This window comes from Streptomyces sp. NPDC100445, from assembly GCF_044759735.1.
Classification (GTDB): domain Bacteria; phylum Actinomycetota; class Actinomycetes; order Streptomycetales; family Streptomycetaceae; genus Streptomyces.
Window position 1 is genome coordinate 127,406 of sequence record NZ_JBIVZV010000019.1, and the last position, 16,335, is coordinate 143,740.

The 16,335-nt window shown below is 72.2% G+C and carries 15 protein-coding genes and 1 tRNA gene; 9 read left to right on the forward strand and 7 right to left on the reverse strand.

The window, feature by feature from the left end:
* Positions 1-12: 12 nt before the first annotated feature.
* The 6 genes from ACIQVT_RS34190 to ACIQVT_RS34215 form a co-directional block, all read right to left on the reverse strand.
* Complete coding sequence (locus ACIQVT_RS34190; protein WP_403763463.1) at positions 13-1,095, reverse strand: 50S ribosomal protein L11 methyltransferase; 1,083 nt, start codon at positions 1,093-1,095, stop codon at positions 13-15.
* 258 nt (positions 1,096-1,353) lie between these two features.
* The gene (locus ACIQVT_RS34195; RefSeq protein WP_403763467.1) at positions 1,354-2,130 is read right to left on the reverse strand and encodes a 2OG-Fe(II) oxygenase; all 777 of its coding nucleotides are present in this window, start codon (positions 2,128-2,130) and stop codon (positions 1,354-1,356) included.
* Between the two features lie 83 nt (positions 2,131-2,213).
* On the reverse strand, positions 2,214-2,813 hold the full coding sequence (locus ACIQVT_RS34200) for a methylated-DNA--[protein]-cysteine S-methyltransferase (RefSeq protein ID WP_403763470.1): 600 nt from the start codon (positions 2,811-2,813) through the stop codon (positions 2,214-2,216).
* A gap of 41 nt (positions 2,814-2,854) precedes the next feature.
* Positions 2,855-3,655: an MGMT family protein gene (locus ACIQVT_RS34205; RefSeq protein WP_403763473.1), complete on the reverse strand. Its 801-nt coding sequence runs from the start codon at positions 3,653-3,655 to the stop codon at positions 2,855-2,857.
* Complete coding sequence (locus ACIQVT_RS34210; RefSeq protein WP_403763476.1) at positions 3,652-4,245, reverse strand: RNA polymerase sigma factor; 594 nt, start codon at positions 4,243-4,245, stop codon at positions 3,652-3,654. Before ACIQVT_RS34210 ends, ACIQVT_RS34205 begins: the two co-directional genes overlap by 4 nt.
* A 1,293-nt stretch (positions 4,246-5,538) precedes the next feature.
* Complete coding sequence (locus ACIQVT_RS34215; RefSeq protein ID WP_403763479.1) at positions 5,539-7,104, reverse strand: fibronectin type III domain-containing protein; 1,566 nt, start codon at positions 7,102-7,104, stop codon at positions 5,539-5,541.
* A 165-nt stretch (positions 7,105-7,269) separates the two neighbouring features.
* Here ACIQVT_RS34215 and ACIQVT_RS34220 point away from each other — a divergent pair, with 165 nt between their 5' ends.
* A complete protein-coding gene (locus tag ACIQVT_RS34220; RefSeq protein WP_403763483.1) occupies positions 7,270-7,527 on the forward strand; it encodes a hypothetical protein in 258 nt (85 codons plus the stop codon).
* 45 nt (positions 7,528-7,572) lie between these two features.
* Positions 7,573-9,390: a glutamine--fructose-6-phosphate transaminase (isomerizing) gene (gene glmS / locus ACIQVT_RS34225; RefSeq protein ID WP_403763485.1), complete on the forward strand. Its 1,818-nt coding sequence runs from the start codon at positions 7,573-7,575 to the stop codon at positions 9,388-9,390.
* Positions 9,391-9,649: 259 nt separating this feature from the next.
* On the opposite strand, the gene ACIQVT_RS34230 is transcribed toward glmS, so the two are convergent.
* A complete protein-coding gene (locus tag ACIQVT_RS34230; RefSeq protein WP_392199700.1) occupies positions 9,650-10,177 on the reverse strand; it encodes a universal stress protein in 528 nt (175 codons plus the stop codon).
* A 320-nt stretch (positions 10,178-10,497) separates the two neighbouring features.
* On the opposite strand from ACIQVT_RS34230, the gene ACIQVT_RS34235 reads away from it, so the two are divergent.
* The 7 genes from ACIQVT_RS34235 (at position 10,498) to ACIQVT_RS34265 (ending at position 16,061) form a co-directional block, all read left to right on the forward strand.
* Positions 10,498-10,767 (forward strand): hypothetical protein, encoded by a 270-nt coding sequence (locus tag ACIQVT_RS34235; RefSeq protein WP_403763488.1) that lies wholly within the window; start codon positions 10,498-10,500, stop codon positions 10,765-10,767.
* Positions 10,768-11,145: 378 nt separating this feature from the next.
* The gene (locus ACIQVT_RS34240; RefSeq protein ID WP_403763491.1) at positions 11,146-12,366 is read left to right on the forward strand and encodes a helix-turn-helix domain-containing protein; all 1,221 of its coding nucleotides are present in this window, start codon (positions 11,146-11,148) and stop codon (positions 12,364-12,366) included.
* Between the two features lie 167 nt (positions 12,367-12,533).
* Positions 12,534-13,136, forward strand: coding sequence for an oligoribonuclease (gene orn, locus ACIQVT_RS34245; protein ID WP_403763496.1), 603 nt, complete (start codon positions 12,534-12,536; stop codon positions 13,134-13,136).
* A gap of 137 nt (positions 13,137-13,273) precedes the next feature.
* Positions 13,274-13,346 (forward strand) — tRNA-His (locus ACIQVT_RS34250).
* A gap of 311 nt (positions 13,347-13,657) precedes the next feature.
* A complete protein-coding gene (locus tag ACIQVT_RS34255; RefSeq protein ID WP_077060004.1) occupies positions 13,658-13,861 on the forward strand; it encodes a cold-shock protein in 204 nt (67 codons plus the stop codon).
* 348 nt (positions 13,862-14,209) lie between these two features.
* Entirely contained in the window at positions 14,210-15,688 is a 1,479-nt protein-coding gene (locus ACIQVT_RS34260) for a DEAD/DEAH box helicase (RefSeq protein ID WP_403763500.1), read from the forward strand.
* Positions 15,689-15,770: 82 nt separating this feature from the next.
* Complete coding sequence (locus tag ACIQVT_RS34265) at positions 15,771-16,061, forward strand: CBS domain-containing protein (protein ID WP_403763521.1); 291 nt, start codon at positions 15,771-15,773, stop codon at positions 16,059-16,061.
* Positions 16,062-16,335: the final 274 nt, after the last annotated feature.

Below are 16,335 nucleotides of genomic sequence, written 5' to 3' on the forward strand. Positions count from 1 at the left end.
GCCGAGGCCGTGTCAGAGGCTCACGCGGAGGGTGAAGTCGCTCCAGCGCAGCCGGAGGGAGACCGTCTCGCCGGCCTTCGTCGGTACGGGCTTCTCCAGCGGCACCCAGCCCTGCATCCAGTGCGAGGCGGGGTTGTCCGGCGGGTTGGACAGGATGACGCCGTTGCCCATGTCCAGCTCGAACCAGACCGCCAGGGCCTGTGCCTCGCCGTCGGCGGTGGCGGGCAGCGTGAGGGTGCGTTCGCCGGGTTCCAGGGCGTCGCGCGCCAGGTCGAAGTCCAGCACCGGTGCCGTCTCGGACAGGTACCGGTGGGGCCAGGTGTCCAGCCGTACCGGGAAGTGGCCGCGGGTGGCGACCGTGTTCATCAGCGAGACGTCGAAACCGCCGGCCGTGGTGACCTGGTTGAGCTTCAGCACCGCTTCACTGCTGACCAGCCTGCCGTGCAGCCGGGCCGCCGACGGCAGCATGATGCCGTCCGGCGCCAGCAGGTGCTCGCGGGCATGGCGCACCGAGGGCAGCAGGCCCTCCCCGATGAGGCCGCAGTCGACGATCTCAGAGACGAGGACGTCCACCCGGCCGCCGAGGTCGCGCTCGGCGTCCAGCTCCGTGGACGGCTTGCCGAACACCGTGATCACGTCGGACAGGCCGTGCGCGTCGATGACGTTGCGGGCGATCTCCGCCAGCAGCGGGTTCATCTCGCACGTGATCACCTTGCCGGCACCGGCGCGGGCCGCGGCCATGGCGAGCAGTCCGCTGCCGGAGCCGATGTCCAGCACGGTCGCCCCCGCCGGGATGCCCCGCTCCAGCGCGGCCACCAGGGCATCGTTGCGCCCGGTGTCGTTGAGCATGGCGAAGTGCCAGCGTGGAACGTTCCTGCGGGCGATCTGCGCGAAGACGTCCGCGTCCAGGGACAGCTTCTCGGGGGGCGTACTCAACAGCGCGGACGCCTGCTCGGCGAGGGCGCTCATCTCCTGCGCGAGCGACTGGAGCAGAGCCGCGCCCAGCCGGTAGGAGGAGCCGTTGGACGGCGTCCCCTTCTCCGGCCGGGCGTCCCGCTCCGCCGGGGTGTCCCGTGCCTCTTGTACGTGCTGCATGTGTGCCACTGCTCCTTACGGTGACTCGCCGGATCGACAGTGGTACGAGGCAGGTCCCGAAAGCTCCCTGCCGTCGCACAGCGACCGTACGTAACGGTGTTGTTGCGCTTCTCCAGCGGCACTTGAGCCGGAGCGGCAGTTCCAGGGGCACATGACGAGGCGCTGACCAGCGGCGTTGCGGAGACTGCCGGTTCACTGGAGCCAGGCGGCAGAACCGGGCCGGTGCGGCGGTCGTACACGGTCTCGCCGGGCGGGGCCTCAGCGGGCGTCGTGGAAGATCACGCCCAGCACGTGGCGCTGTCCGCCGGTGACGGCGCTCACCCCGTGCCGCAGCATGACCCGGCTCCAGCCGCGCGCCGAGCGCACCGGACGGTGGTGCACGGCGAAGATCAGCCCCTGCCCCTGCGTCGGACGCCGCACCAGGGGCCGGGACTGCGCGCGCGGCCGCTGCTCCACGAACACGCTCTCGCCGCCGGTGAAGTCCTCGTCGGGCCGGTCCAGCAGCACCGCCACCTGGAGCGGGAACGTCAGGTCGCCGTAGACGTCCTGGTGCAGGCAGTTGTAGCCGCCCTGCCCGTAGCGCAGCAGCAAGGGGGTCGGCCGGTGCTGGCCCTCGGCGGCGCAGGCCGCGACGAGTTCCTCGTGCCGGCCGGGGAACTCCGGCTCGCCGAGCCGGGCGGCCCAGGTGTTGGCGATGCGGGCCAGCGGCGGGTACAGCTCCCGGCGCAGCGCGGCCACCGGTTCGGGCAGCGGGTGGGCGAAGTAGCGGTACGAGCCCTCGCCGAACCGGTGCCTCGCCATCGTCACCGTGCTGCGGAACAGCTCCGCTTCGTCGAACATGCCGCGCAGCCGGGCGCACTCGTCCGGGGAGAGCAGGGGCGGGGTGAGCGCGACGCCCTCCGCGTCCAGCTCGGCGGCCAGGGCGGGCCAGTCCAGCCGGCGCAGGGCGGGCAGTCCGCCGGTCTCCGGGGCCGGCCAGTCGGTGGCCGCCGGCTCTGCGAGCCCGGGCAGGGACGGGGTGTCGTAGGCGTTCACGCGCTCAGCTCTCCGGGGGCGGACGGTCGTGCGGGGAAGAGGTGGTGGGCGCCGGTGACGGGGGATCTCCCGACGCCCACCGGTCAGGGGGCCGTCAGGCCGGTGGGCGGGGCCGCCGGGGCCTCGACTGCGGTCAGGCCGTCGTGCCAGGACTCCAGGCCGAGCAGGAACTGCTTGGCCGCCAGACCGCCCGCGTACCCGGCCAGGCTGCCGGTGGAACCGACGATGCGGTGGCACGGCAGCACGACGCAGAGCGGGTTGGCGCCGAGCGCGGTGCCGACCGCGCGGGCGGCCCGCGGCCGGTCGAGCGCGGCGGCCAGCTGCCCGTAGGTCGCGGTGCGTCCGTACGGCACGAACTCGTCCAGCGCCGACACGGTCAGCCGGCTGAAGGGGGTGGCGAGCCGCAGGTCCACCGGCACGGTGAAGTCACGGCGGGCGCCGCTGAGGTAGGCGTCGAGCTGGGTCCGGGTCTCCGCCAGCACCGCGCGCCGCGCCGCGTCCGCGTGCTCCTCCTCGACGGCGTCCATCCCGGCGCCGGTGAGGCGGGCGACGGCGGTCTCTGGGGTGCCGTAGACGCACAGCACGAGGGCGTCGGCCGTCGCCGCCAGCACGAGCGGACCCAGCGGCGTGGGATGGACCGCGACCGCCGCCGTGGTGTCGCCGGGGGTGTTACTGGTTCGCACAACAACTCCGTGGGGATCGTGACGTCGGGTTCGGGTGGCCGTCATACCGCGACCGGCCGGCAGCTCCTGCACGCGCGGTACCCGGCCCGGCCCGCTTCCCGGGCGGTACGGAACGGGACCTGGTGCGGCGGGGTGATGCGGCGGGCGTGGGCGCAGGTGGGATGGCAGTAGATACGGGTGGTGTCACTGCCGAGGAACACCACACCGCGCCGGCGCAGTTCCGCCACCCGCAGCAGGTCGATGCCCTCCGCGGCGCGCAGCGCGTCCCCCACCTCGGGGAGGTGGCCGGCGTCGCAGGGCGTGCCGTTGTCGTACGTCACGCGGTGGCAGGGGATCAGCACCGCGGCCGGGTTGCGGGCCAGCGCGCCGAGAACGAGTTCACGTGCCACCGCGGCATCCCTGGCGAGCCAGCCGACCGGGCGCAGCTGCCCGGCGGGAACGGCGCGGACCGCCTCCAGCACGGCGCGGTCCACCGGGTCGAGCGGCGACAGGTCGATGGGCAGCCGCCGGGCGCGGCCGGTCCGCAGCGCGGTGGTCACCCCCGGGAACGGCCTGGCCGACCGGACCGCCGAACGGCGGGTCCGGGCGCGGTGCAGTTCCTCGAAGACCGTGGCGGTCAGTCCGCCCGTGTCCAGCGCGGCCCCGGTCACCGCCTCCGGGCTCGCCGCCACGAAGAGCCCGCCGACGGCGGTGTCGAGGCGGACGTAGGTGTCGTAGACGTCGCGCGGGACGCCGGTGCGCCGCAGCACGCGCACGGCGAAGTCCGCCGGTGGTTCCGTGGCGAGCCCGGCCAGGCCGGACCGGTCCGCGTCCGGGCGCGGTACCTCGCGGTCACTCCTCAAGTCGTCACCTCCTCCAGCACGGCTGTCTCCGGCTCAAGCAGCCGGCGCAGACTCCTCAGACCCCGGGACACCTGTGCCTTGGCCGTCCCGACCGCGCACTGCTGCACCTCGGCCACCTCCGTGTAGCTCAGCCCCACCACATGACGCAGCACCACGGGCGTGCGGTGGTGCTCCGGCAGTTCCAGCAGCGCCGTGACCAGCCGACGCCGGTCCTCGGCGAGCGCGGCCCGCTCCTCCGGACCCGGACTGCGGTCGGTCCAGGTGTCGGCGGTGTCCTCGACGGGGAGCCCCGCCAGGGCGGGCCGGCGGGAACAGGTGCGCAGGTGGTTGCGCCACACGTTGGCGGCGATGGTGAGCAGCCAGGCACGCGGTCTGAGGTCCCGCCGGCGCTCGGGGCCGTAGTCCTGTAAGGCCGTGTACGCGCGCAGGAAGGCGTCCTGCCCCAGGTCGTCGGCCTCGGTGGCCGAGCCGCAGACCCGGAGCAGGAACGTGTACACCGCCCTGCCGTGGACCCTGACCAGCTCGGTGAAGCCGTCGTCGAGGTCCGCCGCCAGGAGCTCGGTCAGCTGCCGCTCGGCCTTCTCATCCATCACTCATGGAAACACCACCACCCGACGAAGGGTTGCACCCGGTGGTCACCGGGGTCCGTCCGCCGGGGGCGTGGTCGGTACGGCGGCGGTGGCAGGGCCGTACCGGGCCCGGCCCCGGTGGTCGGCCGTCACGGGAACCGGCACCGGACGCGGCCGGTCGGTCGGGGTCCGTGCCGGGGTTGCCTCAACCCGGTCGGCCACCGACTCGGGCCGGGCGAACGACCCCGGCGCCGAGCGGCTCCGCGGGCTCCCGAGCGGAGGAGCGGCCCCAGGTCCGGGACGGAGTGAGGCGGCCCGCGCGGCTTCGCGGCTCATCGGGACGGGCCGCTGCGTTGCCGCGCGGGGAACCGTGAAGTGGTCGACGCGATCACCGGTCCCGGTCGACGTGACCTGCCGCCCCACCCCCGGGGCGGCAACCACCGGCCTCGACGCCGCAGGGGCCCAGGGCCCTTGACGGACAGGGGTCCTTGGCCGGCGGCCGCCCCCGACACCCACCGACCCGGCGGGCACTTGCTGACCCCCCTACGGGCAAGCGGCCCCGACGGTCGCCGATCCCGGCGGGCAAGCACCCCCTGACGGACAAGGCCCCCCGGCGGCAGGCGGCCCCGGCGGGCAGGCGACCCGGGAACGGGGGCCAGAGGTCGGGGTTCGCCTGCCTGCCGGGCGTGTGGTGCTACTTGGCCCTGCGGGAGACCGTGAAGTGGGCGACGCGGTCCCCGATCCCGGCGACGCCGGACCCCCCGTATGGTCTGCCGACCCCGCCGAACCCGGGGCGGCAGCCACAGGCATCCCGGGACGGGCAAGCGGCCCCAACCGAAAGACCGCCCCGACAACCACCGGTCCCGGCGGGCAGTCACCCCCGACGGAGAAGGCTCCCCGGCGGCAGGCGGCCCCGGCAACCACCCACCCGGGAGGCAGCAGCCCCGGTGGACAAGCCCCTGGGAGGCCACCGGTCCCGGCAGGCAGCCGGGCTCGGGAACGGGGGCCAGAGGTCGGGGTGCGCCTGCCTGCCGGGCGTGTGGTGCTACTTCGCCTTGCGGGAGACCGTGAAGTGGGCGACGCGGTTCCCGGTCCGGCGACGCCGGACCCCCCGTATGGTCTGGCGACCCCGCCCCCACCCGGGGCGGCAGCCACCCGCCTCGGCGCCACAGGCACTTCCGCCGGGGCGGCCACCAGCCCCGGCGGACAGGCACCCCCCTGACGGGAGGGCCCCCGGCGGCAGGCGGCCCCGGCGCGCACCCGCCCGGTGACGAGCGCCCTCGGGACGCCCGTCCGGGGCAGGGCGCGGGCGGGTTACTTCGCCTTGCGGGAGACCGTGAAGTGGTCGATGCGGTTTCCGGTCTCCGCGATGCCGGAGACCTTCAGGGTGGTCTGCCGGCCCTTCGGGGCGGGCTGGACGTCGACGCGCAGGAAGGAGTAGTCGAGGTAGCGCACCCGGGACCAGGTGACGGTCTCGTCGACCTTGCCGTCCTTGGTGTTGACGAACGAGGCGACGGACTCGGTGTCGTGCTCGTGGCCCTCGTAGGAGTCGGGGGCGGTGAAGGCGTACAGGCTGCGGCCCGCCGCGCCGGCGGTGACGTAGACCACGCCCTCGGTCTCGGGGTGGGCGGTGCCGCCGATGGGGAGCTTCTTGGTGACCTTGCCGCCCTTGATGACGTCGGTGCGCTCGTACTGGTGGTTGTGGCCGTTGATGACGAGGTCCACGGTGTACTTCTCGAACAGCGGTACCCACTCCTGGCGCACCCCGCCCTCCGAGGCGTGCGCGGTGGAGGTGCAGTAGGCGCAGTGGTGGAAGAAGACCACGACGAAGTCGATGTCCTGGGCGGCGCGGAACTTCTTCAGCTGCCCTTCGAGCCACTTGGTCTGAGTTCCGCCGGATATGCCCAAGTTCGCCGGGATCTCGAAGGAGATGTCGTTGGCGTCGAGGGAGATGACGGCGGTGTTGCCGTAGACGAAGGAGTAGACGCCCGGCAGGTTCTTCTTGTCGGGGCCGTTGTCGGGGAGGTTCCAGCGGGCCTCCTCGCCGCCGTAGCCGTTGGGCGAGTACCAGGCCTCCATGTCGTGGTTGCCGAAGGCGGGCATCCAGGGGACCTGCTTGGCGACCGACTCGGTCTGGGCGAGGAACTGGTCCCAGGTGCGCGCGTCGAACCCGGTGTCGGTGGTCTTGCCGCCGCCGGACGGGTCGGCGTAGGCGATGTCGCCGGCGTGCAGGTGGAAGGCCGGGTTCTGGCCGAGGAGGAGGGCGTTGTTGGCGAGCCCGTGGTAGCCGACGCCCTCGTCGCCGAAGGCGGTGAAGGTGAACGGCGCCTTGTGCGCGGGGGCGGTGGTGAAGGTGCCGAGGGTGCCCGCCAGGTGCGGCTGGGCCGGGTCGAAGCCCTGGTGGCCGACGCCGTAGTAGTACGTGCGGCCTGGGCGCAGGTGGGACAGCTCGGCGTGCAGGTAGTACTGCGTGTGGTCGCCGCTCGCGCCGACGCCGGCCGGGGTGTACAGGGTGCGGACCTCGGCGTCGATCCTGCGGGAGAGGTCCCAGGGGTGGGCGCCGATGCGGATGAAGGGCTTCTTGACGGCGACCGGGACCTGCCAGGAGACGGTGACCTGGGTGCGCGGGTCGTTGCCGAAGGCGAGGTGGCGGCCGAAGGGGGCGACGAGCGCGCCGTCGACCCGGGGGGTGGCCGGGGCGGTGTGCCCCGTCGGCGTGGCCGCCCGTGCGGTGGCGCCGGGCACGAAGGCGCCGCCCGCGACGGCGCCCAGCGTGACGGCGCCGCCTCTGATCATCGAACGCCGCGAGAAGCGCGAACGCAGGTACTCGTGCTGCTCGGCCATGCTCATGCGCTCGGCCAGCTGCTCGGGTACGCCCATGCGAGGAATGTCCATGGCGTCTGAAACTCGTCTGTCCGAGCAACGATGCGCAAGACGCAGGATGGACAGCTCGCGAACAGAGCACCATAAGAGATCCAACAGGCGCTTGCCCGGAATCGGGCACGATTCTTGCGAAAGAGACGCCGGTACTCCAGGATCTACCGGGTGCACGACGAACTCGTTGATCATCTGACGCGGTCCACACCCCTGAGCCGGGGCGAGGCGCTGCGCGTGGTCCAGGACGTCCTCGCCTTCTTCGACGAGACGACCCCCGAGTACGTCCGCCGCCGCCACCGTGAACTCCAGGCCCAGGGCCTGGTGAACACGGAGATCTTCGGCCGGATCGAGGCGGACCTGAAATACCGCGCGGTCGCGCCGCCCGAGCTGACGCTCAGGCAGTTGCGCCGCATGGTCTACGGCTGAGAATCAGCCGTACCGGACCAGCGACATCCAAGGGATACCTCTTACATGTGCGGAATTGTCGGATACATCGGGAAGCGTGACGTGGCGCCCCTCCTCCTGGAGGGCTTGCAGCGCCTGGAGTACCGCGGCTACGACTCCGCGGGCATCGTCGTCACCTCCCCGAAGACGCCCGGCCTGAAGATGGTCAAGGCCAAGGGCCGGGTGCGCGACCTGGAGGTCAAGGTCCCGGCGCGGTTCAAGGGCACCACCGGTATCGCCCACACCCGCTGGGCCACCCACGGCGCCCCCTCCGACGTGAACGCCCACCCGCACATGTCGGCCGACCAGAAGGTCGCCGTCGTCCACAACGGCATCATCGACAACGCCTCCGACCTGCGCCGCAAGCTGGAGGCGGACGGCGTCGAGTTCCTCTCCGAGACCGACACCGAGGTCCTCACCCACCTGATCGCCCGCTCCCCGGCCGAGAAGCTGGAGGACAAGGTCCGCCAGGCGGTCCGCCTGATCGAGGGCACGTACGGCATCGCCGTGCTGCACGCCGACTTCCCGGACCGCATCGTGGTGGCCCGCAACGGCTCCCCCGTCGTCCTCGGCATCGGCGAGAAGGAGATGTTCGTCGCCTCGGACATCGCCGCGCTGGTCACCCACACCCGGCAGATAGTGACCCTCGACGACGGCGAGATGGCCACCCTCAAGGCCGACGACTTCCGCACGTACACCACCGAGGGCACCCGCACCACGGCCGAGCCCACCACCGTGGAGTGGGAGGCCGAGTCGTACGACATGGGCGGCCACGACACGTACATGCACAAGGAGATCCACGAGCAGGCCGACGCCGTGGACCGCGTGCTGCGCGGCCGCATCGACGACCGGTTCTCCACCGTGCACCTCGGCGGCCTCAACCTGGACGCCCGCGAGGCCCGGCGGATCCGCCGTGTGAAGATCCTCGGCTGCGGCACCTCCTACCACGCGGGCATGATCGGCGCCCAGATGATCGAGGAGCTGGCCCGCATCCCCGCCGACGCCGAGCCGGCGTCCGAGTTCCGCTACCGCAACGCGGTCGTCGACCCCGACACCCTGTACGTGGCGGTGTCGCAGTCCGGTGAGACGTACGACGTCCTCGCCGCCGTGCAGGAGCTGAAGCGCAAGGGCGCGCGCGTCCTCGGCGTGGTCAACGTGGTCGGCTCGGCGATCGCCCGCGAGGCCGACGGCGGCATCTACGTGCACGCGGGCCCCGAGGTCTGCGTCGTCTCCACCAAGTGCTTCACCAACACCACGGTCGCCTTCGCGCTGCTCGCCCTGCACCTCGGCCGCACCCGCGACCTGTCCGTCCGCGACGGCAAGCGGATCATCGAGGGCCTGCGCAGGCTGCCGGCGCAGATCTCCGAGATGCTGGAGCGGGAGGAGGAGATCCAGAAGCTGGCGGAGGAGTACGCCGACGCCCGCTCGATGCTCTTCATCGGCCGGGTCCGGGGCTACCCGGTGGCCCGCGAGGCCTCCCTGAAGCTCAAGGAGGTCTCCTACATCCACGCCGAGGCCTACCCCGCCTCCGAGCTGAAGCACGGCCCGCTGGCCCTGATCGAGCCGGCCCTGCCCACGGTCGCCATCGTCCCCGACGACGACCTGCTGGAGAAGAACCGCGCGGCGCTGGAGGAGATCAAGGCCCGCGAGGGCCGCATCCTGGCGGTGGCCCACCGGCACCAGGAGAAGGCCGACCAGACGGTGATCGTCCCGAAGAACGAGGACGAGCTGGACCCGATCCTGATGGGCATCCCGCTCCAGCTCCTCGCCTACCACACGGCCAAGGCCCTGGGCCGGGACATCGACAAGCCGCGGAACCTCGCCAAGTCGGTCACGGTCGAGTAGGCGGCGGAACGGACCCCCACGTGTGCCACCCGGCACGTGGGGGTCCTTCCCGTGCCGCGGTCCATCGGCCGGTGGCCGTCACCCCCCGGCCGGCGGCACGCCACGGAGGGGCCGGTGACCGGCGCCTCTCCCGCGTGTTGTGGTGGTGCGGTGACCGCTATATGCCCTGCGCGGGGACGCGAACCACCTCTACCCACCGGTAGTTTCCCGGCGCGGCAAGGGAGTTGACGGGGCGTGAGGCCGCCGGGAGGACGAGGGGTCAGGGGATGACGATCACGGGCCGCCGGGCCCGCTTGGCGAGCCGCCCCGCGACGGAGCCGAAGATCCGGCCGACAATGCCGTGGGTGGAACCGACCACGATCGCGTCCGCCTCGTACTCCCGGCCCACCTCCTCGAGTTCGTGGCAGATGTCGCCGCCACGCTCGACCAGGATCCAGGGCACCTCGGACAGGTAGTCCGCGCACGCCAGCTCCAGCCCGAGGACCTCGGTGCGGTGGTCCGGGACGTCGACGAAGACGGGCGGCTCGCAGCCGGCCCACACGGTGGTCGGCAGCCGGTTGGCGACATGCACGATGATCAGACCGGAACGGGAGCGGTGGGCCATGCCGATCGCGTAGGCGAGAGCGCGCTCGCTGGAGTCGGAGCCGTCGAAGCCGACGACCACTCCGTGCCGGAAGGCGGGATCGCAGGACGGGCGTGAGTCCGCCGCCGCCAGGGGATCGGCCGCCGTGGGATCGGCGACCGGCCGCTTGCGGTCCGCGGGTTCGAAGAATTCGTGACCGGCCATGACTGTCTCGGCGTCGTGATCCTTTATGGGGGGACAGTGTGCGGCGGAGGTGCGGCGGAGCTGTGTCCGGGAAACATCTTCCCAAGCCCTTACCCACAAGGGTACGGCGGCAAGCCTGCTGAGCCCAGATCCCGCGCACGCTCCGTGAGCGGCCCCCGACGTCCGCGGGGGTTCACCGGAGCATGCACGAGCCGCGCCCGTAACGCAATGGTTGCTGCCCCGTACAGGCGGTTTGCGCGGGGTTCGCGTCCGCACGGCCGGTGACCGTCCGGCCGCGCGGACGTTGAACCGGGGTGAACCGCCGCCACAGGGAGTACGAGATGCCCGCACCCCGGTCCCCTCGCGACCCGGGACCCACGCCGGACACCGTGAGTGATGTGATCCGCTGGGCAGCCTTCAGCTGCGTGCTCGTACCCGTGGTGCTCCTCTGGTACGGCACCTCGCCGGCCGGCGCCACGGGCACCGCGCTCGGCCTCGCGGCCGTCACGTCCGTCTGCCGGTGGCTGCTGCGCCGCTCCGAGCGGTGCGCCGGGCGTTGCGGCGCGCAAAGGAGCGGACGGCACACGCGGGAGCGGACACCGGTCGACTGACCTGTTTCCGTACCTTCGAGCGCTGCTTTTCAGCCAACTTCTGGATACCGACCCAGGGGGGTCCCCGGCCGCCCCCAACCCCCGTTCCACCTGCACGGAAAGGGTCCACGGGCCGCTGCGCACCCTACGCGGTTTGGCCACCGCGACAAGGCGCACTTCCCTGTGCGTCTCGCGAGTGCAACGCTTCGTGATCGAATGCTTCACGCCAAGTTGTCATGTCGACAATGTGCCGTGTGTGTAACTGGTCACCGTGTCCACGCGGGAGCCAGTAAATTCGATCTTGACTGTCTTACGGCGGGGGACTCGTGCAGGACCGAGGGGAAACGTGCAGGAGCGACACGACCGAGGAGCCGCGACCACCGAGGGGGGCTTAGCAGGATGAGCCACGACTCCACTGCCGCGCCGGACGCCGCGGCCCGGAAACTGTCCGGGCGACGACGCAAGGAGATCGTCGCGGTGCTGCTGTTCAGCGGCGGTCCCATCTTCGAGAGTTCCATACCGCTTTCGGTGTTCGGGATCGACCGCCAGGACGCCGGAGTACCGCGCTACCGCCTGCTGGTGTGTGCCGGTGAGGAAGGCCCGCTGCGGACCACAGGGGGCCTGGAACTCACCGCGCCACACGGGCTGGAGGCCATCTCACGCGCCGGGACGGTCGTCGTACCGGCCTGGCGCTCGATCACCTCGCCGCCACCGGAGGACGCGCTCGACGCGTTGCGCCGGGCGCACGAGGAGGGGGCCCGCATCGTCGGCCTGTGCACGGGCGCGTTCGTGCTCGCGGCGGCCGGCCTGCTGGACGGCCGCCCGGCGACCACCCACTGGATGTACGCGCCGACGCTGGCCAAACGCTATCCGTCCGTGCACGTCGACCCACGGGAGCTGTTCGTCGACGACGGCGACGTCCTGACGTCGGCCGGCACGGCGGCGGGCATCGACCTGTGCCTGCACATCGTGCGGTCGGACCACGGCAACGAGGCGGCCGGCGCGCTCGCCCGGCGCCTGGTGGTCCCGCCGCGCCGCAGCGGCGGTCAGGAGCGCTACCTCGACAGGTCTTTACCCGAGGAGATCGGCGCCGACCCGCTCGCCGAGGTCGTCGCCTGGGCGCTGGAACACCTCCACGAGCAGTTCGACGTGGAGACGCTGGCGGCACGCGCCTACATGAGCCGCCGCACGTTCGACCGCCGGTTCCGCTCGCTCACCGGGAGCGCCCCGCTCCAGTGGCTGATCACCCAGCGGGTGCTCCAGGCGCAGCGGCTGCTGGAGACGTCGGACTACTCGGTGGACGAGGTGGCGGGCCGGTGCGGGTTCCGCTCGCCGGTCGCGCTGCGCGGGCACTTCCGCCGCCAGCTCGGCTCGTCCCCGGCCGCCTACCGTGCCGCCTACCGGGCTCGCCGCCCGCAGGGCGACCGGCCGGGTGAGGCCGAGCCGGCGATGCCGGCGCCCGGCCAGCACGGTTCGCCGATCGGCCTGTCCGGTCCCGGACCGATGGGCGCCGCGGCCGCCCTGCTCCACTCGGAGCGGGACGGCGGGGTGCCGATGCAGAGCCGCCGGGCGGCGGCCGGCGCGGTGGGCCTGCTCCCGGGCCCGCGCAGCGGCAGCTGAGCGGACGGCGCGAGGAAGCGGGAAGAAGGGGGGCGGAGCGCGACTCCGCCCCCCTTCTTCCGTTCCGGTGCGTTCCGGGGCGATCCCGGGTGTTCCGGGGCGCCTTCGCCGGGCGCCCGCACCGACGCGGGGCATCCAAACGCGGACGTCAGCTTTAGGGTGGTCGCATGAACGATCGCATGGTGTGGATCGACTGCGAGATGACCGGTCTCTCGCTGTCCGACGACGCGCTCATCGAGGTGGCCGCCCTCGTCACCGACTCCGAGCTGAACGTACTCGGCGAGGGGGTGGACATCGTCGTCCGGCCGCCGGCCCGGGCACTGGAGACGATGCCGGAGGTGGTGCGCCGGATGCACACCGCGTCCGGGCTCCTCGACGAGCTGGAGCGGGGCACGACGCTGGCCGACGCCGAGGAGCAGGTCCTCGCCTACATCCGGGAACACGTCAAGGAACCCGGCAAGGCCCCGCTGTGCGGCAACTCCGTCGGCACCGACCGCGGCTTCCTGGCGCGGGACATGCCCGCCCTGGAGGGCTACCTCCACTACCGCATCGTCGACGTCTCCTCGATCAAGGAGCTGGCCCGCCGCTGGTACCCGCGGGCGTACTACAACAGCCCAGAGAAGAACGGCAACCACCGGGCGCTCGCCGACATCCGCGAGTCGATCGCCGAGCTGCGCTACTACCGCGAGGCCGTCTTCGTCCCGCAGCCCGGCCCGGACTCCGACACCGCGAAGACGATCGCCGCCCGGCACGTCGTGCCCGCCCGGTAGCCGCCCGCCGGCCGCCCGGCGTCCCGCCCCGGGTCCGCGCGGGCGTCCGCGCGAAAACGTGTGCGCGAGCATCCCTTCGGACCCTGTAGACTTCTTCTCGGCCGGTCGGGGAAACGACAGTTCCACCGCCGGTCATGGTGGGTGTAGCTCAGCTGGCAGAGCACCTGGTTGTGGTCCAGGATGTCGCGGGTTCAAGTCCCGTCACTCACCCTGAAGATCGAGGGCTGATCCGGAAGACCGGGTCAGCCCTCGATCGTTTTCGTGCGTCCGACGTGCGTCCGGCGTCGGCGAATATCTGTAGCCGGGAAGCGAGAATTCGGCGCGAATCGAGATCAGAATTTCTCAAACAGGCGGGCCGGGAGGGATTAGTCACCCGACAGCACCATCATCGCCGTGCTAGTGTCGTTTCCAGTTGCAGTTGTGGTTCCCAGTAACTCCAAGCTTTCCGGAGGGGCGATCATCGCGGCGACGCGGAGCCCGCACAGTGTGGGCTCCGGGCACTGCCCCGAAGGAGATTTGACATGGCATCTGGCACCGTGAAGTGGTTCAACGCGGAAAAGGGCTTCGGCTTCATCGAGCAGGACGGCGGCGGCCCCGACGTCTTCGCCCACTACTCGAACATCGCCGCCCAGGGCTTCCGTGAGCTGCTCGAAGGCCAGAAGGTGAACTTCGACATCGCGCAGGGCCAGAAGGGCCCGACGGCGGAGAACATCGTTCCCGCCTGACACACGCGCACCGTGAGCTGGGGCCCGCACCTTGGGGTGCGGGCCCCAGCTCATGGAGTATCCGGGCACAGCCCTTCCCCGCTCCCGGTGGCCGTCCGACGCGACAGGCCCTGAACCGCGGGCCCACGCGCAGTGGGTGTGCCGATGCCGCTCCGGACACGTGTTCCGTCTGAGCTTCGATCCCGGCCCGACACCCCTGCGTCACTTTTATTCCAGCGAGCGCGGCCCTTTTTCGCTGCCGCATTCTTTTTCGCTGTCGTTTTTCATTCCGGCCCGTTCTCGCGATTCTCCGTGCGGCTCTCTTCCGCGGTAATTCCTTGACACGTGCCGCATCGAGGAAGGTTCCGCATGAACCGCACACGTACGTCCGACCGCTCCCGCAGCCGTTCGAACGGCGGCTCCGACCGCGCCGCCCGCTGGGGTGGTTCGGGCCGCTCCGGCAAGCCGGGCCGCTCGAGTGGCCCGAGCCGCCGCACCTCCGCGCCGGGTGAGTTCGCCCTGCCCGTCACCCAGACCCCGGCGCTGCCGGCCGTCGAGGCGTTCGCCGACCTCGACATGCCCGAGCAGCTGCTGGCCGCGCTGCGCGCCGAGGGGATGAGCGTGCCGTTCCCGATCCAGGCCGCCACCCTGCCCAACACCCTCGCCGGCCGCGACGTCCTGGGCCGTGGACGCACCGGGTCCGGCAAGACCCTGGCGTTCGGACTGGCCCTGCTGGCCCGGACCGCCGGACAGCGGGCCGAGCCCCGGCAGCCGCTGGCCCTGGTCCTCGTCCCCACCCGCGAGCTGGCCCAGCAGGTCACCGACGCGCTCACCCCGTACGCCCGCTCGGTCAGGCTGCGACTGGCCACGGTCGTCGGCGGCATGTCGATCGGCCGTCAGGCCGCCGCGCTGCGCGGCGGCGCCGAGGTCGTCGTCGCCACTCCCGGCCGGCTCAAGGACCTCATCGAGCGCGGCGACTGCCGGCTGAACCAGGTCGGCATCACCGTCCTGGACGAGGCCGACCAGATGACCGACATGGGCTTCATGCCGCAGGTCACCGCCCTGCTCGACCAGGTGCGCCCCGAGGGACAGCGGATGCTCTTCTCCGCCACCCTGGACCGCAACGTCGACCTGCTGGTCCGCCGCTACCTGACCGACCCGGTCGTGCACTCGGTCGACCCGTCGGCCGGCGCGGTGACGACGATGGAGCACCACGTGCTGCACGTCCACAGTGCCGACAAGCAGGCCACCACGACGCAGATCGCCGCCCGCGACGGCCGCGTGATCATGTTCCTGGACACCAAGCACGCGGTGGACCGGCTGACCCAGGACCTGCTCAACAGCGGCGTGCGCGCCGCCGCGCTGCACGGCGGCAAGTCGCAGCCGCAGCGCACCCGGACGCTGACGCAGTTCAAGACCGGGCACGTCACCGTCCTGGTCGCCACGAACGTCGCCGCGCGCGGCATCCACGTCGACAACCTCGACCTGGTGGTCAACGTCGACCCGCCCACGGACCACAAGGACTACCTCCACCGCGGCGGCCGTACGGCCCGCGCGGGCGAGTCCGGCAGCGTCGTCACCCTGGTCACCCCCAACCAGCGCCGCGGCATGACGCACCTGATGTCGAACGCCGGGATCCTTCCGCGCATCACCCAGGTGCGGCCCGGCGAGGCCGAGCTGAACCGCATCACCGGCGCGCAGGCACCCTCCGGTGTGCCAGTCGTCATCACCGCGCCGGTCGCCGAGCGTCCGCAGCGCGGCACCGCGTCCCGCTCCCGGCGCGGCCGCTCCTCGCAGTCGGTCCGCCGGCCCGCGCGGCGGCGCACCTCCGCCGAGACGGCCGCCTAGCCGATCCCGCCGGCAGGACACCCACCACCCCATCGAGGAGACACCCTTGCCGTTGGCATCCGTCCGGACGCAGCTCCACCCGGTGAGCACGACACCGTTCCACGCGGGGGTGGCCGACGCCACGGGTTCGCCCGGGCCGAAGGCGTGGGGTGACATGACCGTCGAGGTGGCCCTGTCCGTCATGGCCGGCGCCCGCATCGGGTACCTGCCGGTCTGCGACGAGGACGACCTGTGCACCGGGCTGGTCACCCACGCCCAGCTCACCGTCGTCCGCGACAGTGCCACGTACACGGACCGGCTCCGGTTGCGCGATGTCGCCGGGGTCGGCCCCTCGCTCCCCGCGGGGGCGGCCGGCGCCGGGTACGCGGCGTAGCGCCAGCCGCGCGCCGTCGACGGGGGCTGCGCATCGGTTTCGGGTGCAGGTGCGTCGTGGCCGGGCGCGCAGTTCCCCGCCCCCCTGGGGTGTCCCCTGGACGCCCGTCTCACCAGCACCCCGGCAGGCGGCCCACCCACCGGTTTCAGGTGCGGGTGCATCGTGGCCGGGCGCGCAGGTCCCCGCGCCCCTAGGGGGAGTTCCGTGGGCGGCCGTTCCAGCAGCACCGTCGGGCGGATTGCCCGGCGGTGCTGAGTCGTGTCAGGAGCGCGTG

What these genes read in the sequence shown, in the direction of transcription:
- ACIQVT_RS34190 (WP_403763463.1), bottom strand. Translation starts at nt 1,095, where the DNA reads ATGCAGCACGTACAAGAGGCACGGGACACCCCGGCGGAGCGGGACGCC.
- ACIQVT_RS34210 (WP_403763476.1), bottom strand. Translation starts at nt 4,245, where the DNA reads ATGGATGAGAAGGCCGAGCGGCAGCTGACCGAGCTCCTGGCGGCGGAC.
- ACIQVT_RS34215 (WP_403763479.1), bottom strand. Translation starts at nt 7,104, where the DNA reads ATGGGCGTACCCGAGCAGCTGGCCGAGCGCATGAGCATGGCCGAGCAG.
- glmS (WP_403763485.1), top strand. Translation starts at nt 7,573, where the DNA reads ATGTGCGGAATTGTCGGATACATCGGGAAGCGTGACGTGGCGCCCCTC.
- ACIQVT_RS34230 (WP_392199700.1), bottom strand. Translation starts at nt 10,177, where the DNA reads ATGGCCGGTCACGAATTCTTCGAACCCGCGGACCGCAAGCGGCCGGTC.
- ACIQVT_RS34235 (WP_403763488.1), top strand. Translation starts at nt 10,498, where the DNA reads ATGCCCGCACCCCGGTCCCCTCGCGACCCGGGACCCACGCCGGACACC.
- ACIQVT_RS34240 (WP_403763491.1), top strand. Translation starts at nt 11,146, where the DNA reads ATGAGCCACGACTCCACTGCCGCGCCGGACGCCGCGGCCCGGAAACTG.
- orn (WP_403763496.1), top strand. Translation starts at nt 12,534, where the DNA reads ATGAACGATCGCATGGTGTGGATCGACTGCGAGATGACCGGTCTCTCG.
- ACIQVT_RS34255 (WP_077060004.1), top strand. Translation starts at nt 13,658, where the DNA reads ATGGCATCTGGCACCGTGAAGTGGTTCAACGCGGAAAAGGGCTTCGGC.
- ACIQVT_RS34260 (WP_403763500.1), top strand. Translation starts at nt 14,210, where the DNA reads ATGAACCGCACACGTACGTCCGACCGCTCCCGCAGCCGTTCGAACGGC.